The 21,118-nt window shown below is 73.0% G+C and carries 21 protein-coding genes and 1 pseudogene; 14 read left to right on the top strand and 8 right to left on the bottom strand.

All coding sequences use genetic code 11. The features are described from left to right. Positions 1-62: 62 nt before the first annotated feature. A complete protein-coding gene (locus Val02_RS30345) occupies positions 63-824 on the top strand; it encodes an IclR family transcriptional regulator (protein WP_203902669.1) in 762 nt (253 codons plus the stop codon). Here Val02_RS30345 and dhaL read toward each other — a convergent pair. The 3 genes from dhaL to Val02_RS30330 form a co-directional block, all read right to left on the bottom strand. Further along, positions 808-1,446 (bottom strand): dihydroxyacetone kinase subunit DhaL, encoded by a 639-nt coding sequence (gene dhaL / locus Val02_RS30340; protein WP_239153445.1) that lies wholly within the window; start codon positions 1,444-1,446, stop codon positions 808-810. The two genes, Val02_RS30345 and dhaL, sit on opposite strands and share 17 nt — an antisense overlap. Continuing rightward, positions 1,443-2,435 carry a dihydroxyacetone kinase subunit DhaK gene (gene dhaK, locus Val02_RS30335; RefSeq protein ID WP_203902668.1) on the bottom strand — a complete coding sequence of 331 codons (993 nt, stop codon included), beginning with the start codon at positions 2,433-2,435 and terminating at the stop codon, positions 1,443-1,445. Before dhaK ends, dhaL begins: the two co-directional genes overlap by 4 nt. A gap of 177 nt (positions 2,436-2,612) precedes the next feature. Then, positions 2,613-2,939 carry a GrpB family protein gene (locus Val02_RS30330; protein ID WP_239153444.1) on the bottom strand — a complete coding sequence of 109 codons (327 nt, stop codon included), beginning with the start codon at positions 2,937-2,939 and terminating at the stop codon, positions 2,613-2,615. A gap of 124 nt (positions 2,940-3,063) precedes the next feature. On the opposite strand from Val02_RS30330, the gene Val02_RS48560 reads away from it, so the two are divergent. The 5 genes and pseudogenes from Val02_RS48560 to Val02_RS30305 all read left to right on the top strand — a co-directional run. After that, on the top strand, positions 3,064-3,957 hold the full coding sequence (locus tag Val02_RS48560) for a methyl-accepting chemotaxis protein (protein ID WP_308440030.1): 894 nt from the start codon (positions 3,064-3,066) through the stop codon (positions 3,955-3,957). Beyond that, positions 3,954-4,922: an FAD-dependent oxidoreductase gene (locus Val02_RS30320; RefSeq protein ID WP_203902666.1), complete on the top strand. Its 969-nt coding sequence runs from the start codon at positions 3,954-3,956 to the stop codon at positions 4,920-4,922. Before Val02_RS48560 ends, Val02_RS30320 begins: the two co-directional genes overlap by 4 nt. Before the next feature lie 12 nt (positions 4,923-4,934). Beyond that, complete coding sequence (locus tag Val02_RS30315) at positions 4,935-5,447, top strand: peroxiredoxin (RefSeq protein WP_203902665.1); 513 nt, start codon at positions 4,935-4,937, stop codon at positions 5,445-5,447. A 40-nt stretch (positions 5,448-5,487) separates the two neighbouring features. Beyond that, positions 5,488-5,718: a glutaredoxin family protein gene (locus tag Val02_RS30310; protein ID WP_203902664.1), complete on the top strand. Its 231-nt coding sequence runs from the start codon at positions 5,488-5,490 to the stop codon at positions 5,716-5,718. Between the two features lie 30 nt (positions 5,719-5,748). Further along, a pseudogene (locus Val02_RS30305) lies at positions 5,749-6,375 on the top strand (MIP/aquaporin family protein); the annotation flags it as partial. 302 nt (positions 6,376-6,677) lie between these two features. Here Val02_RS30305 and Val02_RS30300 read toward each other — a convergent pair. Genes Val02_RS30300 through Val02_RS30290 form a run of 3 tightly spaced genes read right to left on the bottom strand, consistent with a single transcriptional unit; the run spans position 6,678 to position 9,268 of the window. Next, the gene (locus tag Val02_RS30300) at positions 6,678-6,869 is read right to left on the bottom strand and encodes a hypothetical protein (RefSeq protein ID WP_203902662.1); all 192 of its coding nucleotides are present in this window, start codon (positions 6,867-6,869) and stop codon (positions 6,678-6,680) included. A 4-nt stretch (positions 6,870-6,873) separates the two neighbouring features. After that, entirely contained in the window at positions 6,874-8,271 is a 1,398-nt protein-coding gene (locus tag Val02_RS47675; protein WP_239153443.1) for a HEAT repeat domain-containing protein, read from the bottom strand. Continuing rightward, complete coding sequence (locus Val02_RS30290) at positions 8,255-9,268, bottom strand: adenosine deaminase (RefSeq protein ID WP_203902661.1); 1,014 nt, start codon at positions 9,266-9,268, stop codon at positions 8,255-8,257. Before Val02_RS30290 ends, Val02_RS47675 begins: the two co-directional genes overlap by 17 nt. A 131-nt stretch (positions 9,269-9,399) precedes the next feature. On the opposite strand from Val02_RS30290, the gene Val02_RS30285 reads away from it, so the two are divergent. Further along, positions 9,400-10,065, top strand: a complete 666-nt coding sequence (locus Val02_RS30285) for a pentapeptide repeat-containing protein (RefSeq protein ID WP_203902660.1) — start codon at positions 9,400-9,402, stop codon at positions 10,063-10,065. Positions 10,066-10,078: 13 nt separating this feature from the next. Here Val02_RS30285 and Val02_RS30280 read toward each other — a convergent pair whose 3' ends face one another. Further along, positions 10,079-11,089, bottom strand: coding sequence for a LacI family DNA-binding transcriptional regulator (locus Val02_RS30280; protein WP_203902659.1), 1,011 nt, complete (start codon positions 11,087-11,089; stop codon positions 10,079-10,081). Between the two features lie 114 nt (positions 11,090-11,203). On the opposite strand from Val02_RS30280, the gene Val02_RS30275 reads away from it, so the two are divergent. After that, a complete protein-coding gene (locus tag Val02_RS30275; RefSeq protein ID WP_203902658.1) occupies positions 11,204-13,075 on the top strand; it encodes a ricin-type beta-trefoil lectin domain protein in 1,872 nt (623 codons plus the stop codon). A 3-nt stretch (positions 13,076-13,078) separates the two neighbouring features. Here the strand turns inward: Val02_RS30275 and Val02_RS30270 are convergent, their stop codons facing one another. Then, positions 13,079-14,464: an SLC13 family permease gene (locus Val02_RS30270; RefSeq protein ID WP_203902657.1), complete on the bottom strand. Its 1,386-nt coding sequence runs from the start codon at positions 14,462-14,464 to the stop codon at positions 13,079-13,081. 74 nt (positions 14,465-14,538) lie between these two features. Here Val02_RS30270 and Val02_RS30265 point away from each other — a divergent pair, with 74 nt between their 5' ends. The 6 genes from Val02_RS30265 to Val02_RS30240 are packed head-to-tail and all read left to right on the top strand — an operon-like array spanning position 14,539 to position 21,103. Then, positions 14,539-15,702 carry a pyridoxal-phosphate-dependent aminotransferase family protein gene (locus Val02_RS30265; protein ID WP_203902656.1) on the top strand — a complete coding sequence of 388 codons (1,164 nt, stop codon included), beginning with the start codon at positions 14,539-14,541 and terminating at the stop codon, positions 15,700-15,702. Next, the gene (locus Val02_RS30260) at positions 15,699-18,452 is read left to right on the top strand and encodes an FAD-binding and (Fe-S)-binding domain-containing protein (RefSeq protein ID WP_203902655.1); all 2,754 of its coding nucleotides are present in this window, start codon (positions 15,699-15,701) and stop codon (positions 18,450-18,452) included. The genes Val02_RS30265 and Val02_RS30260 overlap by 4 nt, the downstream gene beginning before the upstream one ends. Continuing rightward, positions 18,442-19,221 (top strand): class I SAM-dependent methyltransferase, encoded by a 780-nt coding sequence (locus tag Val02_RS30255; RefSeq protein ID WP_203902654.1) that lies wholly within the window; start codon positions 18,442-18,444, stop codon positions 19,219-19,221. Before Val02_RS30260 ends, Val02_RS30255 begins: the two co-directional genes overlap by 11 nt. Positions 19,222-19,270: 49 nt before the next feature. Next, positions 19,271-19,786: an RNA polymerase sigma factor gene (locus tag Val02_RS30250; RefSeq protein WP_203902653.1), complete on the top strand. Its 516-nt coding sequence runs from the start codon at positions 19,271-19,273 to the stop codon at positions 19,784-19,786. Then, positions 19,779-20,330 (top strand): permease-like cell division protein FtsX, encoded by a 552-nt coding sequence (locus tag Val02_RS30245; RefSeq protein WP_203902652.1) that lies wholly within the window; start codon positions 19,779-19,781, stop codon positions 20,328-20,330. The genes Val02_RS30250 and Val02_RS30245 overlap by 8 nt, the downstream gene beginning before the upstream one ends. 59 nt (positions 20,331-20,389) lie before the next feature. Continuing rightward, the gene (locus Val02_RS30240; protein WP_203902651.1) at positions 20,390-21,103 is read left to right on the top strand and encodes an SAM-dependent methyltransferase; all 714 of its coding nucleotides are present in this window, start codon (positions 20,390-20,392) and stop codon (positions 21,101-21,103) included. Positions 21,104-21,118 lie beyond the last annotated feature (15 nt).

Raw genomic sequence — 21,118 nt, 5'->3', positions numbered from 1 at the left:
TTCCGTTCAGCCGAAAGGTGATCGGCTCTGCCGATCGGGAGTGCACTGCGGTGGGAGGTGCGATGACGCGTTCGGTGGATCGGGCGGTGCGCATCCTGCTCGCGCTCGCCTCCGGCACGCCCCGGCTCGGCGTGTCGGAGATCGCGGAGCTGGTCGACATCCCGAAGCCGACGGTGTACACGATGCTGCGCACCCTCGAACGCCACGCGCTCGTGGCGCAGGAGACCGAGGGCGGCAAGTACGCGCTCGGGCCGGCCGTGATGCAGCTGGGCAACGCGTACCTGGGCGGCTCGGAGCTGCGCGCGCGGTCGACGTCGTGGGCGGAGCGGCTGGCCCGGCAGGCCGACGAGGCGGTCTGGGTGGCCGTGCTCTCCGGCGCGGACGTCGTCGTGGTGCACCACGCGTTCCGCCCCGACGACCTCGTGCAGATCCTCGAGGTGGGCGCGGCGATCCCGTGGCACGCGTGCGCGCTCGGGCACGCGATCGTGTCGTGGCTGGACGACCACGAGCGGGAGGCGTTGCTGGGCAAGCCGTTGCGCCGGCTGACGGGACGCACCGTCACCGATCCCGACACGCTGCGCGAGCAACTGGCCGCGACCCGCGAACGGGCGTACGCGGTCGAGGACCAGGAGGCCACGCTCGGCGACGCCGGCATCGCGGCCCCGGTCTCCGACTGGTCCGGGCGGGTCGTGGGCGCGCTCGGCATCGTCGGACCCACCGAACGCCTCCTCGCGGCCGACCGGCGGGCGAGTTTGACCGACGCCGTGCGTTCGACCGCGAGAGCCTTGTCGAGGGAGCTGGGGGGACTCACGTCTCGGCGGTGACCGTCGCGAGCGCCCGCAGCAGCAGCACCGTCGACGCCGCGCCCGGGTCCTCGTGCCCGACCGAACGCGGGCCGAGGTAGCTCGCCCGCCCCTTGCGGGCCTGAAGCTCCACCGTGGAGCGTAGGCCGCCCTCGGCGGCGTCGGCGGCCGCCCGGGTCGCCTCGGCGAGCGCACCCCCACCGTCCACAGTGGATTGATACGCGGCCACGGCCGGGGTCCACGCGTCCACCATCGTCTTGTCGCCCTCGGCCGCCGCGCCGAGCTGGCGGATGCCGGCGACCGCCGCCGCCAACGCCGCGCCGAGCTGAAGCTCCGACACCTCGGCCGCCTCGCCCAGCGACTTGGACGCGTGCCGGAAACCCGTGCCGTACAGGGGTCCCGACGCGCCACCGGTCTTGCTGATCAGCGCGCGCCCGACCGTCGCCAGCACCGCGCCCGGCGTCGCGGCCGGCTTCTCCGCCAGCGCCGTCACCGCCGCCTGGAAACCCCGCCGCAGGTTGATGCCGTGGTCCGCGTCGCCGATCGCGGCGTCCAGGCTGGTGAGACGGTCGGCGTTCGCCTCGACCAGCCGGGCCGTCTCGACGATCCAGCGGTGGAACGTCTCCGTGTCGAGCACGCTCACCGTCCCCAACGCAGGCCGGGCGTCTCCACCGGCGCGTCCCACAGCTCGGTCAGCTCGGGCGTGAGCCGGCAGACGGTGATGGAACAGCCCGCCATCTCCAGGCTGGTGATGTAGTTGCCGACGAGGTTGCGCGCGATGGTGACGCCGTGCCCGGACAGCCACTCGGCGACGGCCTTGTAGACCACGTACAGCTCGATGAGCGGCGTGCCGCCCATCCCGTTGACCATCACCAGAACGTCCCCGGACAGCGGCATGTCCGCGTGGATCGCCTCCAGCGCGGTGGTCGCGATCTCCTTCGCCGGGGCCAGTTTCGCGCGGCTGCGCCCGGGCTCGCCGTGGATGCCGACACCCAGTTCCATCTCGTCGTCGGCCAGCTCGAACCCGGGCTTGCCCGCGGCCGGCAGGGTGCACGGCGTCAGGGCCACCCCGAACGAGCGGGACCGCTCGTTGACCTCGCGCGCCAGCGCGGCGACGGTGGCGAGGTCGGCGCCGCGCTCGGCGGCCGCACCGGCGATCTTCTCCACGAACACGGTCGCGCCGGTGCCCCGCCGGCCGGCGGTCCAGGTGCTGTCCTCGACGGCCACGTCGTCGTTGACCACGACCGACTCGACCCGGACGCCGTCGTCGTCGGCCAGCTCGGCGGCCATCTGGAAGTTGAGCACGTCGCCGGTGTAGTTCTTCACGATGTGCAGCACGCCCGCACCCGCGTCCACGGCGGTGGTGGCGGCATGGATCTGATCCGGAACGGGCGACGTGAACACCTCGCCGGGACAGGCCGCGTCGAGCATGCCGTAGCCGACGTAGCCGCCGTGCAGGGGCTCGTGGCCGGAGCCGCCGCCGGAGACCAGGCCCACCTTGCCCGGAGTGGGACCGCCGGCCCGCGTGATGAACCGCTCGTCGAGGTGGACGGTGAGCGAGGGGTGCGCCGCGGCCACCCCGGCGAGGGCGTCGGCGAGAACGTCGTCCGGTGCGTTGATCAGCTTCTTCACGGGTCGGGCCCTTCGTCGCGGGCTGGACGATCGGTGCGGCGGCCGTGTGTTCGGCTACACCGAACGCTGTTTCGCCGAGTTTCCGCCCGAGTAAATCCCGTGTCAATAGCGCCCCGGGTCAGCGCTTCTCCCAGACGGGAACGGGCGGGAGGCCGTGCGCGGCGCGGGCCCGGTCGGTCAGTTCCTGGACGAGCGCGGTCTTCGCCGGCGCGTAGTCGCGCGGCTGCGTACGTAGAGCAGGCGGTCGGCCATGCCGTTGACGTGCCGGTGGAAGCCGAGGGCCGCGAGCCCCGGCCCGCGGCCGGCGACGTCGTCGAGCACCGGAGCGGCGGCCATCAGGTCGATCGTCGGCTTGGCCGCGAGGCCGGGCACCGCCGTGGAGCCGATGTGCTCGATGTGCGTCACCACGCCGCGCAGCACCGGTGCGAGGTCGGCGATCGCGGCCGCCGCCAGGCCCGGCCAGGCCGGGTCGTAGTCCACCACCTCGACCGCGCGCTCCGCCACGGGGACATTCTCCCCCGCTGTCGCCCGGGGCTCGGCCGCCGCCGCGTCCACGGGGTTACCCGCCGGTCAGCAACTTCCGACCGCGGTTCCTAATACGAGCACGAAGAGTGCCGAAGGACACACCGTGAGTGAGGACGTTCCGGGCAAGCGTACCCGACCCGGTGCCGCCGTCCTCCGCGGTGGACTCGTGCTGGGAGCCGCGGTCGCCGCGGTCTCGGCCGTCGCCGGCCAGGCGACCGTCGGCGTCGTGATCGGCGTGCTCGGTCTGCTCGGCGGCGCCGTCCTGGTGCCCCCGGACCGTCCCGGGCGCCTCGACGACACCGACCGCACCGACCGCACCGACCGGCGGGACGCCGACGCCTGGCAGCCGGCCGTCGAACCGGTCACCGCCCCGCCGGTGCACGCGGAACCACCGGCACCGCCGCCCACCGTCGCACCACCGCCCCCACCGGGCGAACCGCTCACTCCGGAGGCCGCGCAGGCCGCACTCCGGCAGGCCGCCTCGGGACTCGGCGAGCTGTCCCGGTGCACCGGCGAGGTGGGCACCGGCCTGGACGCGTCCCGCGGCATGACGTTCCAGCTCTTCGGGCAGATCGACCAGCTCATCGACCTCTCGGACCGCATCTCCGACACGGTGAACATGATCCGCAGCATCGCCAAGCAGACGAACCTGCTCGCCCTGAACGCCACCATCGAGGCGGCGCGCGCCGGCGAACTGGGGCGCGGCTTCGCGGTCGTGGCGCACGAGGTGCGCAAGCTCGCCCAGGACGCCGCCGGCGCCACGGAGAGCATCGACGTGATCATGGCGGAGATGCGCGAACTGACCGACGCGACGACGGAGGTCACGAACGCCGCGGGCGACGCGGTGGAGTCCTCGCGGGCCGCGTTCACCACCGTTCAGCAGATCCTCGACGACGCCCGCGAGCAGTTGGCGGCCGCCGAGCAGGAACTCGGCTCGTACGCCGACCTCGTGACCGTCCCGCACGCCCCGACCCACCGACAAGGACGGAACCCGTGACCGCACACGCCAAGGTCGTCATCATCGGCGGTGGACCCGCTGCCTACACCGCGGCCCTGTACGCCGCCCGCGCCGGTCTGGAACCGGTGTGCTTCGAGGGCTTCAACTCCGGTGGCCAGATCGCCCGTTCCGGACGGCTCGACAACTACCCCGGGCTCCCCGGGATCAACGGCGCGGACCTGGGCAGCACGATCCGGGACCAGGCCACCGAGTACGGCGCCACCTTCGAGTTCAGCGACGTCTTCGAGATCGAACTGGGCAGCACGCCGTTCCGGCTGACCGGAATGGACGGGGAACACACCGCCGACGTGGTCATCGTGGCCACCGGCGCGGCCTCCCGCAAGCTGGGCCTGCCGTCCGAGGAGGCCCTGGACGGAAAGGGCGTCGCCTACTGCGCCATCTGCGACGGACCGGTGTTCGCCGGCAAGTCCGTCGTGGTGGTCGGTGGCGGTGACGCCGCCGTCGGTGAGGCCCTCGCGCTGCGGCACGTCGTCGGCAAGGTGACGCTCGTGCACCGGCGCACCGCCTTCCGCGCCGGTGCCGTCCTGCGCGCCGCGCTCGCCGCCGCCACCGACATCGAGGTGGTCACCCCGGCCGTGGTGGAGGACATCCTCGGCGTCGAGGCGGGCGGGGTCACCGGCGTGCGGGTGCGCATGGTCGACGACGGCACACTGCGCGACCTGGACGCCGAGGGCGTCTTCGTGGCGATCGGCCACGAGCCCGCGAGCCAGCTGTTCCAGCCGTGGCTCAAGTGCGACGGGTCCGGCTTCATCATCACCGAGCCCGGCACGACCGCCACCAACGTTCCCGGTGTCTTCGCGGCCGGGGACGTCGCCGACCCGCGCTACCGGCAGGCCGTCACGGCGGCGGCCTCGGGCTGTCAGGCCGCGATCGACGCCGAACGGTACCTCGTCGGCCGGGACTTCCTGACCGCCGCCACCGACCCGTCACACCCCACTATCTGAACGGAGTTGCCCATGCTCATCGGACGACCCGCACCCGACTTCGACATGGTGACCACCAAGAACCTCGACACGCTCGCCGAGCGCGTGACCCTGAAGGACTACCAGGGCCGGTGGCTGATCCTGTTCTTCTACCCGGCCGACTTCACGTTCGTCTGCCCGTCGGAGATGATCGCGTTCAACCAGGCGGTGCCGGCGTTCGCGGCGCTCAACGCCGAACTCCTCGGGGTCAGCACCGACGGCGTCTACGTCCACGTGGCGTGGATGGACTCGGCGGTCGGCTACCTGGACTTCCCGCTCGCCAGCGACCGCAACTGGGCGACGTCCCGGGCCTACAACGTGCTCGACGAGGCGGAGGGCATCTCCGGGCGGGCGATCGTGATCGTGGACGGCGACGGCATCGTGCGCTACGAGGTGAACCACGCCGACCAGGTCGGGCGTTCGCCGAAAGAGGTCCTGCGGGTGCTGACCGCGCTGCAGAGCGCCGGCCGGACCTTCGCGGTCTGCGACCTGGAGAAGGTCGGCTGAACCACCGCTCCCCACCACGTTCCGAGGCAGGAGAAGACCCATGTCGAACGTCATCCTCTACAGCGCCGCGGGTTGCCCGCTGTGCGCGAAGTACAAGACGCTGCTGAGCCAGAAAGGGATCCGCTACGAGGAGCGCGATACCAGCGCCAAGCCGGCCCTGCTCAACGAACTCGCCGCCAAGGGCATCCGGCAGGTGCCTACGGTCTTCGTCGGCGACAAGCACGTGGCCGGGTTCCGGCCCACCGCCCTGCTCGAACTCCTACCCGCCTAGCCCTTCCACACACCAGGGACGGAGAATCCCATGCGTCGCTATGCGGTCGAAGCACTCGGCTCGTTCTTCCTGGTACTGGTCATCACCTCCACCGTCCTGCAGGGCGTGGCCCTGGCGCCGTTCGCCATCGGCACCGTGCTGATGGTCATGATCTTCGCGGGTGGGCACGTCTCCGGGGCGCACTACAACCCGGCCGTGACCGTCGCGCTCGCCGTGCGGGGGCGGTTCGCGTGGCGGGACGTGCCCGGCTACTGCGCGGCCCAGGTGCTCGGCGCCGTCGCCGGCGCGGCGATCGGCCGGTACGTGCTGGCCGCCAAGGAGGCCGAGTCGGCGTTCACGGCGAGCGGACGGGAACTCGGTGCCGCGCTCGCCGCCGAGTTCCTGCTGACGTTCGCGCTCGGCTTCGTCGTGCTGAACGTCGCGACGAGTCGGCACACGGCCGGCAACTCGTTCTACGGGCTGGCGATCGGCGGCACCGTGCTGGCCGGCGCGCTGACCGTCGGCGGCATCTCCGGGGCGGTGTTCAACCCCGCCGTCGCCGTCGGTGTGTCGTTCGCGGGCATGGTGAGCTGGTCGATGCTGCCGATGTACCTGCTGGTGCAGGTCGCCGCCGGCGCGCTCGCCGGTGCGGCGTTCCGGGTGCTCAACCCGGACGACGTCACCGAGCCGACCGTGCCGAGCGAGGAGCCGGGTGCCGGTGGACTCGAGGTGACCGACCAGCTCACCCGGATCGCGCACAGCGTCGAGGCGCTCTCCACCGCGTTCCAGGGACTACCGGGTCACGACGGTCACGCCGCGCCGGTGGATTCGGTCGAACGGGTCCTGTCGCACGACGGGCGGCGGTAGCGGAAGCACGCGGGGCCGTCCGGCCGTGGCACGCGCTGCGGTCGGGCGGACCCGCCGGTCAGCGGCCGCTGTCGCTCACCCGGTCACCGCCGCCGTGGCCGTAGCGGGACACGTTACGGGCGCGGGTTCGAGCTTTCGCCCCAGTACTCCTCGAGGAACCGGCCGCCGACGCGCACCAGCGGCGACGGGCTCAGTTCGCCGGCCGGGGCGACGAGACCGCCCCCATGATCGCGCTCGTCAGCGGAACGGCCACCCGGATCGGTGACTCCGCACCGGCCCGGTGGCGCGCTCGGTGCGGGCTTCACCTGTTCAGGGTCGGACGCTCAGGCCGGCGTGGAAACGCAGCAGCCGTAGGCGTTCCGGGCCGAGCGCCGCCTGCGCCCGGGCGAGCAGGCCGTCCAGTTCGGCGGCCCGCTCCGGCGCGGGACCGTGGTACACGCGGGCGGCCTCGAACGCCAGCCACGAGGCGATGTCGGCGCGTGCGGTGCCCCGGAGGCGTTCGTCGGCGTCGTCGACGAGGCGCAGGTCGGTGGCGAGGCGCTGCCAGGCGTCACCGGCGGCCGACAGGCGGAACCCGGCCAGCCGCACGTGCGCCGGGTTCTCGGGGGCGAGCAGGTCGGCCAGCAGCGCGGGCGGAACGGCCTCGGGCGTATGGCGCAACCCGGTCACCGCCTGCCGGACGACCGCCGGGGATCCGTCGTGCAGCAGGGGAAGCAGGTCGGCTGGGCGGGACGCCCCGAAGCGGCGCAGCGCCCGCAGGGCCGCCACCCGGCCGCGGGCCCGTGGATGCGCCAGCCCCTGCCGCGCGATGCCGGCGTCCCGCTCGTCACCGGTCTCGCCGAGGCCGTCGAGCACGGCCGGCGCCGGTGGCGTGTGCGTGGCGAGCCGGCGGTAGCGTTCGGCCGGGTCGGCGCCGGCGCGGCGCAGCGTCTCCTGGGCGGCGGTGCGGACCCGCCGGTGCCGGTCGGTCAGCGCCGCCGCGGCCGCGGTCGGGTCGTCGAGCGCGCGCAGGGCGAGGGCCCGCACGGATGCGCTCCGGGCGGTCAACAGCACCCGGGGATCGCCACTGTCCACTATGGACTGCGCGCAGGCCAGGCGGACGGTCGGGTCGGGGTCGCACCGCGCGGCCGTCACGAGTGTCTCCGGCGGGAGCCGGCCGGCGGCGATCGCGGCGGCGTATCCCGCACGGCGCACCGGCCGAGGCGCCGCCCCCAGCAGGGCGCCGAGGTGTGGATGTTCCCCCAGATCGGCAAGGATCCGCTCGAACAGCCAGCCGCCCTCGCGGCGGGGACCCAGGGCGAGGGCCGCGTCCACCAGCGCGACCAGGCCGCGACCGTCCACATCGGACGGCAGGGCCGCGCGGGCCGCCGCCCGCAGCTCGGGGACCCAATCGGCGCAACGGATCGCGAGCACCGTGAGCGCCGCCGGGCCGCGGACGTCGGCCAGCCGGCGCACGGCCGCCTCGCGGATCCGGCCGTTGCGATGGCACGCCGCGAGGAGCGCGCGCAGCGGGTCGAACCGCCCGCCGCCGGGCCAGCCTCCCCACGACCGGTACCGGCGCAGGGTCGCGTCGAGGCCGAGCCAGCACCGGGCGTCCAGCGCGTCGAGCGTCTCCAGCATCCGCTCCCGCGCGGCCGCGTCCCGCTCGCGCGCCGCCCCCACGGCGGCGTGCGCGAGGGCGAACGGCAGGTCAGTCGGCGTACGCATCGATCTCGGCCAGCAGCGCGGCCTTCCCCGCGTCCTCCAGGAACGAGTGACGCACGCCCTGCCGCGCCAGCTCCGCGACACCGGCCCGGTCGAGGCCGAGCAGCCCGGCCGCCACCTCGTACTCGTGGTTGAGCGTGGTGGAGAACATCGGCGGGTCGTCCGAGTTGATCGTCACCGGCACGCCGGCGGCGACGATCGCGGGCAGCGGGTGCTCGGCGAGCGACGGCACGGACCTGGTGCACACGTTGGAGGTCGGGCAGACCTCGAGCGGAATGTTGTTGTCGCGCAAGTGAGCGAGGAGGGAGGGGTCCTGGGCCGAGGCGATGCCGTGGCCGATGCGTTCGGCGCCGAGGTGGCGCAGCGCGTCCCAGACCGTCTGCGGCCCGGTGGACTCCCCGGCGTGCGGCACGCTGCGCAGCCCGGCGGCGCGGGCGGCGTCGAAGTGCGGCCGGAACGGCTCGCGCGGCACCCCGATCTCCGGCCCGCCCAGCCCGAAGCTGACCAGGCCGGCCGGCCGCTGCTTCAACGCGATCTCGAGGGTCAGGTCGGCGGCGGGAATGCCGGCCTCGCCGGGGATGTCGAAGCACCAGCGCAGTTCGGTGCCGTGGTCGCGGGCGACCCGGGCGCGGGCGTCCTCGACGGCCTCGCAGTACGCCTCGGCCGCGATCCCGCGCACCACCGACGAGTACGGCGTCAGGGTCAGCTCGGCGTAGCGCACCGACTGGGCGGCGAGGCCGGCGCCGATGTCGTACGTCAGCGTCGCCACGTCCTCGGCGTCGCGGATCAGGTCCACCACCGACAGGTACACCTGGATGAAGTGCGCGAAGTCGGTGAACGTGAAGAACTGCGCCAGTTTCGCCGGGTCGGCCGGCACCGGCGTGGAGCCGGCGTGGCGCTCGGCGAGGCGGGCCACCGTCTCCGGGGTGGCGGAGCCGACGTGGTGGACGTGCAGCTCGGCCTTTGGCAGGCCGGCGATGAAGGCGGTCAGGTCCGACATGGTTCCTCCCGGACTCAGGCGCCCTTCCTCTCCCGGGGGAACGGCCGAGCGTGGCGGATCCGGTGCGGTCCGTCGCAGCGCCTCTCGGGCCGACCTTCGGACCGTATCAGGCGAAGCCGTAGGGTGATGCGATGCCCGACAGAACCCGTGCGGCGCGCGAACCCCGGCCGCCGTTGCTGCCCGCCGAGGACCGCCTCTCCGCCCGGCCCGTCGTGCTGGAGCCGGAGGCGACGATCGAGCGGCGTGCGTTCCTCGACGCGGACCAGTCGGATCGGGAGGCCGAGTCCGTCGAGTTCGACCGGTGCCTGTTCCGCGGCGGCACGCTCGCCGGTTCGCGGCTGAGTCGGGTGCGCTTCGCGCACTGCGTCGTCGAGACTGCCGACTGGTCCAATGTGGACGGTGCGGACGGCCGGCTGGATCGGTTCGCCGCGGCGGGTTCGCGGATGACGGGGTTGTCGTGGGCCGGCGGGGTCGTCCGCGACGCCGTCTTCGAGGACAGCCGGCTCGACCTCTCCAACTGGCGCTACACCAGGTTCGACACGGTCCGCTTCATCCGGTGCGACCTGCGCAGGGCCGACTTCACGAGCGCCGACCTGCGCGGCGCGGCGTTCGTCGACTGCGACCTCGGCGGCGCGCAGTTCAGCGGCGCGAGCATGGAAGGTGCGTCGTTGCGCGGGTGCGACCTTCGCGGGATCGGCGGTGTGGCCAGCCTCCGCGGCGCCAAGGTGCACCGCGACGACCTCGCCGCCCTCGCCGAGGTGCTGGCCACGGCCGTCGGCATCGCCTTCGAGGGCTGAGGGCCTCTCCGTACTACGTGGGCGCCGGGCCGGTGGAGTCGCGGATGACGAGTTCGGTGGCCAGCTCGATGTGCAGCGCGTCGTGCTCGTGGCCGTCGAGCAGGCGCAGCAACAGGGTGACGGCCATCCGGCCGAGTTCGGCGAGCGGCTGGCGGACGGTGGTCAGCAGCGGCTGGGTGGCCCGGCTCACGTCGATGTCGTCGAAGCCGGCGATCGACAGGTCCCGCGGCACGCGCAGGCCCCGTTCGGCGGCGGCGCGCAGTGCGCCCACAGCCATCTTGTCGTTGAACCCCACCAGCGCGGTCGGCCGCTCCGGCAGGTCGAGCAGGGCGCACGCCTCGCGGTAGCCGTGTTCCATGGCGGGCTCGGTGACGAAGCGCATGAGCTCCCGGGGCGGCAGCACCCCGACGTCGGCGAGCGCGGCCAGGTAGCCGGCGGTGCGCGCGTCGGTGACGAGCCACTCCCGGGGGCCGCCGATGATGCCCACCCGCCGGTGGCCCAGCCCCACGAGGTGCGCCATCAGGGCGCGCGCGCCGGTGAAGTGGGCCGCCGAGACGGCCATGATGTCGCGCGGCGGCGCGGTCCGCGGATCCGCCACGACGAACGGCATCCCGCGCTCGCGCAGCCGCACCAGGTCCTCGCCGGGCTCGGGCGGCAGGATGAGGATCGCGCCGCCGATGCCGGTGCGGCCGGCCAGCCGGGTGAGGGCGTCGCTGTGGCGGGCGGCCCGGCCGGCGTTCAGCACGATCTCCATGCCGTGCCGCTCGGCGGTGTCGGCGATCGAGGAGACGATGAGGCCGAAGTAGTCGGTGAGCACGTAGGGACAGCGCACGTAGACGGCGCCACGCGTCTGCGGCCCGCGCCTGGCCGGGGTGCCCTTCGGGGCCAGCCGGTCGACCGCTTCGAGGACCAGCTCCCGGGTGCGCGGGGCGACGTTGGTCTGCCCGCTGAGCGCCCGGGAGACGGTGGCGATGGAGAGGCCGGTCTCCGCGGCGACCTGCCGGACCGTCGCGCGCTGCGTCACGTGTTACACCGCCTGTTCCATGCCTGTTCCATGTAATGCACCTGGACATATTGACACACGGAGATGTTACGGCGTTTCATGGCCGTTACATGTCCATCCGAGCGAGGAGCCCCCATGCCTCCAACCCTACGGCGCGGCGCGATCATCGCCGTCGCCCTGCTCGGCACGTCCGCCCTGTTCGCCGCGCCGTCCGCCCAGGCTGCCGGCGAGACCGTCAACATCTGGCTCACCACCACCTCCGACGCCGGTGGCCGCACCGTGACGCGTGGCCTGCAGCAGCAGGCGTCGATCGCGTTCGGGCCGGCCGGCGGCACCGCCGACCAGACCATCACCGTCAACGAGGGCGCCACCTACCAGACGTTCGAGGGCGGCGGCGCCTCCATCACCGACACGACCGCTTACCTGCTGCGCGGCGGCGCCGTCTCGGCCGCCACCCGGGACGCGGTGATGCGCAAGCTGTTCAGCCCCACGGAGGGCATCGGGCTGTCGTTCGTGCGCAACCCGATCGGCGCCTCCGACCTGTCCCGCCCCGGCCACCGTTCGCTCGACGACACCTGCTGCGACCTCGCCGACTTCTACAGCAACGGCTACGACAACGACGTTCGGGCGCTGACCCAGCAGGCCCGCCAGCTCAACCCGGCGCTGCGGGTCAAGGGCGTGCCGTGGAGCGCGCCCGGCTGGATGAAGGACAACGGCCGGATGGACCAGATGGGGTGGCTCAAGTGGGAGTACTACCCGATGTACGCCCAGTACCTGGTGAAGTACGTGCAGGCGTACCAGGCGGCCGGCGTGCGGGTCGACTACCTCTCCGTGCAGAACGAGCCCAACTGCTGCCAGGCCGCCAACCCGACCGCCATGAACTACCCCGGCATGTCGTGGAACCCGGCCGGGCTCGTGGAGTTCACGAAGAACCACCTGTACCCGGCGCTGCGCGCCGCCGGCCTGTCCACGAAGGTCCTGCACTTCGACTGGAACTACGGCGACTACGGGAACTTCGGCGCGCAGATCGTCGCCGACGCGGCCCTGCGCGACGATCCGCTCTCGGGCGGCATCGCCTGGCACGACTACTTCGGCAGCCCGTCCGTCGGCACCGACGCGCACAACCAGTACCCGTCGATGCGGCAGTTCAGCACCGAGCACTCCGGCGGCACCTGGGTGTCCAACCAGCACAACGAGGATCTCGGTGACATCATCGAGCACCAGCGGAACTGGTCCGGCGCCGAGGTCAAGTGGAGCCTCGCGCTCAACCAGTTCATGGGGCCGCACAACGGGGGCTGCGACACGTGCACCGGCCTCGTCACCGTGCAGGAGGGCGGCTCCCGCGCGGGGCAGGTCGACTACACGATCGAGTACTACACGATGGGCCACCTGACGAAGTTCGTGCGGCCGGGGGCGGTGCGGATCGACACCAACAACACCGCCGTGCAGAACGTCGCCTGGCGCAACACCGACGGCGCCAAGGCCCTCATCGCGCACAACGCCGGCACAACCGCCCGGTCCGTGCGGGTGAACTGGGGCGGCCAGTCGTTCGTCTACACCCTGCCGGCGCGCACGACGGCGACGTTCACCTGGTCGGGCACGCCGACGGGCAACCCGCCCACCGGCGGCGGGCCGATCACCGGGCTGGCCGGCAAGTGCGTCGACGTGGCCGGCGCCGCCACCACGAACGGCACCCCCGTGCAGCTGTACACCTGCAACGGCTCCGGCGCGCAGAACTGGACCCGCTCGGCCGACGGCACGCTGCGCGCGCTCGGCAAGTGCCTGGACGTCAGCGGCCCGAGCAACACCGACGGCACGCTGACGCACCTGTGGGACTGCCACACCGGCAGCAGCCAGCGGTGGACGTACGACGCGGCGAACGGCCACCTGGTCAACCAGTACGCCAACAAGTGCCTGGATGTGAAGGACAACGCCGCAACGGACGGCACCCGCCTGCAGATCTGGACCTGCACGACGGGTGCGAACCAGCGCTGGAACGTGCCGTAGGAGCTACAACCAGCCGGGCACCACGAAGACGAGCCAGGTGACGATCGGGATGATCACCACCATGCTGAAGCCCCAGCGCATCAGTCCCTTGTAGACGTACTCCCGGTGTTCGTCCGGCGCGTTCGCCACGGTGAGCGCGCCGGACGTGGAGAACGGGCTGCTGTCCACAATGGACGACGACAGCGCGAGCGCGGTGATGAGGCCGACCGCCCCGACGGCGTCGGTGCCCGTGAGGAACGGCACGGCGAGCGGGATGAGCGCGCCGAGGATCCCCGTCGTCGAGGCGAACGCCGACACCGACGCCCCGATGAAGCAGATGACGAGCGCGGCCACCAGCGGGGCGCCGACCGTGGCGACCTCCTCGCCGAGCCAGTCGATGGTGCCGATGCTCTGCATGACGCCGACGTACATGACGATCCCGCACACCAGCAGAACGGTGGGCCAGGCGACGTGCTCGACGGCGTTGCGCGCGGAGGCGGGCGAGAGCAGCGTCAGGATCGCCGCGACCGTCACGGCCACCATGCCGACGTTCAACTCGAAGAAGAGCGCGGCGACGGCGAGGGCGAGGAGGCCGACCAGCGTCATGACGCGGTCCCGGTCCAGCGTGAGCACGGCACCGTCCACCGTGGACACCTGTGGCTCGACGCGCGTGGCCACGGTCCCCGCACCGCCGGAGTCGGTGGCGGTCTCCGACGCGGGGTCGGTCGGCGGCTCCGGCGGGTCGGGCTCCCCGTCGGCGCCCGTCACGGGTTCGGTGTCGACGCGGCGGCGCAGCAGCGCGCGGCCGTCCCAGATGAGAAACGCGACCACGCTGATCGCGAGGTTGACGACGAACGACGCCAGGAAGAGCAGCGTCGGATTGCCCGGCAGCCCGGCCTTCTCCACGACCCCGTTGGTGATGCTGCCGAAGATGCTGATCGGCGAGAACCCGCCGGCGCTGGCGCCGTTGACGATGAGCAGCCCCATCATGAGCGGGTTGATGCCGTAGCGCACGGCGAAGCCCATCCCGATCGGCGCGATGATCGCCACCGACGCCGGGACGACCGCGCCGATGGCGGTGAGGCACGCCGTGACCAGGAACATGATCCACGGGATGAGCCCGATGCGCCCCTGCACGGCGCGGATGGCGGCCTGCACGAGCCAGTCCACGGTGCCGTTGGCCTTCGCGATGGCGAACAGGTACGTGACGCCCACGAGGATGATGAACAGGTCGCCGGGGAAGCCGTCGAAGACGGCGTCGGTGCGCTCGCCGACGTCCTCCCCGTCGAGGACCGAGGCGCCGAGCACGAAAGCCGCCACGATCGCCAGGGCGCCGAGGTTGATCGGGCGCACGGTGGCGACGAGGAAGATGACGGCGAGCACGAGGATGGAGACGAGTTCCACGGACATCGGGGGCCTCCGTGAGCTGCTTTCTCGCTTGCCGGAGTATGTTCCAGACAGTATTCATCGGTCAAGATGGATGCATGCGTCCCTCCGGTCGCCACTTTCTGCAGATTCCCGGGCCGACGAACACGCCGGACCGGGTGCTGCGCGCCATGTCCGCCCCGACGATCGACCATCGCGGGCCCGAGTTCGCGGCGCTCACGCGGGAGCTGCTGGACGCGCTGAAGCCGGTCTTCGGCACCACCGGACCCGTCGTCGTCTACCCCGCCTCCGGCACGGGCGCGTGGGAGGCGGCCCTCGTCAACACGCTCTCCCCCGGCGATCGGGTGCTCTGCTTCGAGACCGGACACTTCGCGACGCTGTGGCAGGAGATGGCGCGGCGGCTCGGCCTCCGGGTCGACCTGGTGCCCGGCGACTGGCGCCACGGCGTCGACCCCGACGAGGTGGCCGCGCGGCTGCGGGCCGACGGTGCCGGTCTGGTGAAGGCGGTGCTCGTCGTGCACAACGAGACCTCCACCGGCGTCACCAGCCGGGTGGCCGAGGTGCGGCGGGCGATCGACGCGGCCGGACATCCCGCGCTGCTGCTCGTCGACACCATCTCCTCGCTGGGCTCCATCGACTACCGGCACGACGAGTGGGGCGTCGACGTCACCGTCGCCGGTTCGCAGAAGGGGCTCATGCTGCCGCCCGGCCTGAGCTTCAACGCCGTGAGCGACAAAGCCCTGCGGGCCGCGGAGACGGCGCGCTCGGTGCGGTCGTTCTGGGACTGGCGGCCGGTCCTCGAGGCCAACGCGCGCGGCCTCTTCCCCTACACGCCCGCCACCAACCTGCTGTACGGGCTGCGGGAGTCGCTGCGGATGCTCGCCGAGGAGGGACTGTCCACTGTGTACGCCCGGCACCTGCGCCACGCCGCGGCGACCCGTTCGGCCGTGCGCGCCTGGGGCCTGGAGGTGCTGTGCGCCGACGAACGCGAGCACTCCGCCTCGCTGACCGCCGTGCTGATGCCGGACGGGCACGACGCCGACCGGCTGCGCGCGGTGATCCTCGAGCGGTACGACATGTCGCTCGGCGCCGGGCTGGGCAGGCTGGCCGGGCGGGTCTTCCGGATCGGACACCTGGGCGCGTTCAACGACCTGATGCTCGCCGGCACCCTCGCGGGGGTGCAGCTGGGACTGGTCGCGGCGGGCGTTCCGGTCAAGGGCAGCGGGATCGACGCCGCGCTGGAACGGCTGCAGCAGCCGTGAGGGACGACCTGGCCCGCGCGCTCGACGGCGAGGTCGCCTTCGACGACTACACGCGGCACCTGTACTCCCGCGACGCGAGCATGTACGCGATCGAGCCGCTCGGGGTGGCGTTCCCCCGGCACGCGGACGACGTCGCGGCGGCCGTGGCGATCGCCGGCGAACACGGCGTCTCCGTGACGGCGCGCGGCGCGGGCACCAGTCTCGCCGGGCAGACCGTCGGGGCCGGGCTCGTGCTGGACCTGTCCCGGCACCTCCGCTCCATTGTGGACATCGACCCGCAGCGGCGGGTCGCGCGGGTGCAGCCGGGCGTCGTGCAGGATCAGCTCAACCGGGCGGCGGCGCGGCACGGGCTGATGTTCGGGCCGGACACCAGCACCAGCAACCGGGCCACGATCGGCGGGATGATCGGCAACAACTCGGCCGGCAGCGGGTCGATCCGCTACGGCATGACGATCGACCACGTGCGCGCGCTCGACGTGGTGCTGGCCGACGGGTCGAGTGTCCACCTGGGACAGGGCACCGCCGCGCTGCGGGACGGGCTGCGGGACATCCTCGCCACGCACGCCGACGCGATCCGGGACGGCTACCCGAAGTACTGGCGGCGCGCCGGCGGATACCGCCTGGACCGGCTCGCGGACTCCGGCGACCTCGCCGCGTTCGTGGTCGGTTCGGAGGGGACGCTCGTCGTCGTCACCGAGGCGCTCGTCGGCCTCGTCCCGAAGCCGCGCCACACGATGATCGCGGTGGGGCACTTCACCTCCACGATCGCGGCGATCGAGGCGACCGCCGACGCGCTCGCCTGCGATCCGGCGGCGGTCGAACTCATGGACCGCACCATCCTCGACCTGTCCCGGCAACGCATCGAGTACGCCGGCCTCGGCCGCATCCTGCACGGCGATCCGGAGGCGCTGCTGTTCGTGTCGTTCAGCGGCGACGACGAGGGGCAGTTGCGCGGCGCGGTCGACCGGCTCGCCCGGCTGTGGGAGCGGCACCGGCACGGCTACCACACGCTGCGCGCCGAGACGCCGGCGCAGCAGGCCGGGCTGCTGAAGGTGCGCAAGTCGAGCCTGGGCCTGCTGATGGCGGCGAGCACCGGCACGTCGCGTCCGTTGGCGTTCGTCGAGGACACCGCCGTCGACCCGACCCACCTGGCCGAGTACACCCGCCGGTTCAAGCGTGTGTTGGAACGGCACGGGCTGCGCGCCGGGTTCTACGGGCACTGCTCCGTGGGATGCCTGCACGTGCGGCCGTTCGTCGACGTGCGGCGGCCGGAGCAGGTGCGCGCGATGCGGGCCGTCGCCGAGGAGGTCAAGGACCTCGTGCGCTCCTACGGCGGGGTGAACTCCAGCGAACACGGCGACGGGCTGGCCCGCAGCGAGTTCAACCGGGAGCTCTTCGGCGACGGGCTGTACGCGGCGATGCGGGCGGTGAAGCGGCTGTTCGATCCGGACGGGCGGCTCAACCCGGGGAAGATCGTGGACGCGCCGCCGATGACCGAACACCTGCGGGACGCTCTTCTTCCGCCGGCTCTTCCCCTGCGCACGCGCCTGCGGTATGAGGGCGGCGGGATGCGCGACGCCGCCGACCGGTGCATGAACATCGGGCTGTGCCGCAAGACGGACACCGGCGTCATGTGCCCCTCGTACCCGGCCACCCGCCAGGAGGAACACGCCACTCGCGGCCGCGCCAACGCGTTGGTGAAGGCGCTCTCGTCGCCGGATCCCGAGCGCGCCCTCGGCGACGAACGGCTGCACGAGATCCTCGACCTGTGCCTGATGTGCAAGGCGTGCAAGAGCGAGTGCCCCCTGGGAGTGGACGTGGCGGCGCTCAAGGCGGAGACGCTCGCGGCCCGCCACGACACGCACGGCGTGCCGCTGCGCTCCCGCGCCTTCGCGAACATCCGCCTCCTCAACCGGCTGGGCGCGGCGACGGCGCCGCTGTCCAATGTGGTCGGTCGGATCGGAGTGCTCCGGCGGCTGCTCGGCATCACGGACCGGCGGCCGCTGCCGACGTTCCGCCGGGGACGCGTCAGGGGGCACGCGCGCGGTGACGTGACGCTGCTCGCCGACTCCTTCACCACCTATACCGAGCCCGGGGTCCTGCGCGCCGCGGTCGACCTGCTCGAGGCGGCCGGCCACCGGGTCCGGGTCGAGCGCGGGGGCTGCTGCGGGCGGGCCGCGTTCTCCAAGGGCCTGCTGGACGACGCGCGGGACAGCGCACGCGCACTCGCGAGACGCCTGAACGCCGACGACAACCCGATCGTCGGCGTGGAACCGTCCTGCCTGTGGACGCTGCGCGACGAGCACCCGCGCCTGCTGCCCGAGGACCCGGATGTACGGGCCGTCGCCGGACGGGTACGCCAGATCGAGGAGCTGCTCGTCGACCTGCCGCTGAACCGGCTGGAGCGGCGGATCCTCTTCCACGGGCACTGTCACCAGAAGGCCGAGGTCGGCACCGGCGCCACCGTGGCGCTGCTGCGCCGCATCCCGGGCGCCACCGTCGAGGAGGTCGACGCGGGCTGCTGCGGGATGGCCGGCTCGTTCGGCTTCGAGGCGGAGCACTACGAACTGTCGATGGCGATCGGCGCCGAACGCCTCTTCCCCGCCGTGCGGGCCGCCCCGGACGCGCTGATCGCCGCCACCGGCGTCTCATGCCGCCAACAGGTGAGACACGGCACCGGCCGCACGGCGCTGCACCCGTTGGAGATCCTGCGCGGCGCGCTGGAGCGGGAGGACGCCCGTGGCGCATGACGACCTGGTGCGGCGGGAGTTCGCGCGGCAGGCGGAGACGTTCGAGGACGCGCGGGTCAACGCGGCGTTCACGGCGCATCTGGAGCGGTTGGTGGACTTCGCGGCACCGTCCACAGAGGACGTCTGCCTCGACGTGGCCTGCGGCACGGGACTGGTCGCCCGGGCCCTCGGGGGACGGGTGCGCCACGTGAACGCGTTCGACCTGACTCCGGAAATGCTCGCGGTCGGCAAGGCGGCCGCGGACGCCGAGGGGGTCACCAACGTCGTCTTCCTGCGCGGCGACGCGACCGACCTGCCCTTCCTCGACGGCTCCTTCTCGCTGGTCGTGACGCGGTTCTCGCTGCATCAGGTGAGCGCGCCGGAGCGGGTCGTCCGCGAGTTGGTGCGGGTGTGCCGGCCCGGCGGGCGGGTGGTCGTCGCGGACCTGCTGCGCGGGCCCGGGCCCGGCGACCCGGACCGCGTCGAGCGGCTGCGCGACCCGTCGCACGGCCGGATGCTGACGGCGGAGGCCGTCGCGGGCGCGCTCGCCGACGCCGGCGCGGCCGTCACCGCCACCGACGTCTTTCCGGTCGAACGCCCGCTGCGCACCTGGCTGGCACAGGCGCGCACCCCGGTGGAGACCGGCCGGGCGATCGCGGCGCAGCTGCGTGCCGAACTGGCCGGCGGGCCGCCGACCGGCATGCGTCCGCTCCTGGTCGACGACCGCCTGTGGTTCACGCAGACCTGGGGACATTTTTTTGCGACCATGCAGTCGGGCCGGAAGGCATAGGCCCGGAAAAGACTGTGACCTTCCCGCCCGGCCACGCGTGTAACCGGGTATGACAACGATCGCCGCCGCCGCCGGGAGGGTCATGCAGCGGGACTTCGACGACTGCTACGCGGTCCACTTCCGCCCGATCGCCGGGCAGTTGGCCGTGTACCTGGGCAGCGTCGAGGACGCGCAGGAGGTGGCCCAGGAGGCGTTCACCCGGGCCTGGGTCCGCTGGGGGCGGATCTCCCGCTACGAGGACCCGGCGGCCTGGGTGCGCCGCGTCGCGTGGAACCTCGCGACCGGCCGGCTGCGCCGCATGCGCATCGCGTGGCGGCACCGGAACACGGAACGCGTCGAGACCGTGGCCGGCCCCGGACCCGACGCGGTGGCGCTGCGCGACGCGCTCGCCCGGCTGCCCGACAACCAACGCCGGGCGGTGGTGCTGCACTACCTCGCCGGCCTACCGGTCGCGGAGATCGCCGACCTGTGCCGCGCCCGCGAGGGTGCCGTGCGCACGTGGCTGTACCGCGCCCGCCTGACCCTTGCCCGCCACCTGAACGACGAGGTGACCGACAATGCCTGACCTCGACGACCGGCTGCGCGCCGGACTGATCGACCTCGACCGCGCCGCCCGGGAACGGGTCCGCCCGGCCGACTCCCGCGAGGTCGCCGCGGCCGGCCGGCGCCGGAGACTGGCGTTCGTGACGGCCGGGGCGGTGCTCGTGACGGCCCTCGCCGGCGGGCTCGCCTCGCTGTGGCTCGCGCCCGCGCCCGGCGGCGAACGCGGCGCCGCACCGGCCTGCGCGCCGGCGGAGGCGACGGCGTTCCTGCGGGGGGACGTGACGCCCCAGCAGAGCCAACTCGTCGGCGACACGCTCCGCGACTCGGCCAAGGTCAGCTCGGTGACCCACGAGTCGTCGGAGGAGGCGTACGAACGGTTCAAGGAGCTGACCCGGGACTCACCCGACGTCGTGAACTCTGTGAAGCCGGACGCCCTGCCGGAGTCGTGGCGGTTCACGCTGGCGTGCTCCGGCGACTTCGCGGCCGTTCAGGCTCAGCTCGTGCCGCTGAGCGGGATCGACGACGTCGTCTGCGCGTGTGAGCCGCGCCGCTCCCCCAGCGGGTGAACCGGCACGCGCCGCGGTGATCTGCCCACCATGGGACCGGTCCCGGGCATGCTGTGCGCATGACTCTTCCGGAGACCCCCAGTACCGCGCGAATGATCGACTACTGGCTCGGCGGCACCCGTCACCATCCGGTCGACGTGGCGGCGGCGAAGGCGTTCGAGGGGGCGTACGGCCCGTGTGCCGACATCTTCCGCTCGCTGCGCGCGTTCTCCGGCCGGGCCGTGCGGCACGTGCGCGCCGGCGGCGTGGACCGGTTCCTGGTCTTCGGCGCCGGCATCCCGGCACAGGGCGCGGTGCACGAGGTCGCCCCCGACGCGCGGGTGCGGTACGTCGACGTCGATCCGGAGGTGGTGGCGGCCGGGGCCGCGATCGTCGAGGGGCTGCCCGGCGTGTCGTACGTGCACGGCGACGTCACCGAGCCGTCGGCGCTGCCCGCGTCGTTCGCGGACGGGCCGGTCTGCGTGGTGTTTCTCGGCGTCGCGGCGTTCCCGGACGACGAGACGCTGGCGCGGACCCTCGACGCCCTGTACGAGGCCGTCCCGGCGGGCAGCGTGCTGGCGTTCGACTTCGACGCCACGGAACTGCGGGCCTACCCCGAGGCGCTGGCCATGATGGGCCCCGGCTTCCACATGCGCGAGCCCGAACGCTTCGCCGCCCTGCTCGGCCGCTGGCGAGTGGACGACGAGGGGATCGTGCCGGTAGCACAGTGGCGGCCCGACGGGCCAGCGGATGTGGTGCCCGACGCATTCTGGGGCGGACTGGCCCGGAAGTAGTCACGTTTCGGTGCG

Origin of the sequence: Virgisporangium aliadipatigenens (assembly GCF_016863615.1) — a bacterium.
GTDB lineage: Bacteria > Actinomycetota > Actinomycetes > Mycobacteriales > Micromonosporaceae > Virgisporangium > Virgisporangium aliadipatigenens.
Note: the sequence above shows the minus strand (reverse complement) of the source record. Positions and strands in the feature narration are given on the sequence as shown.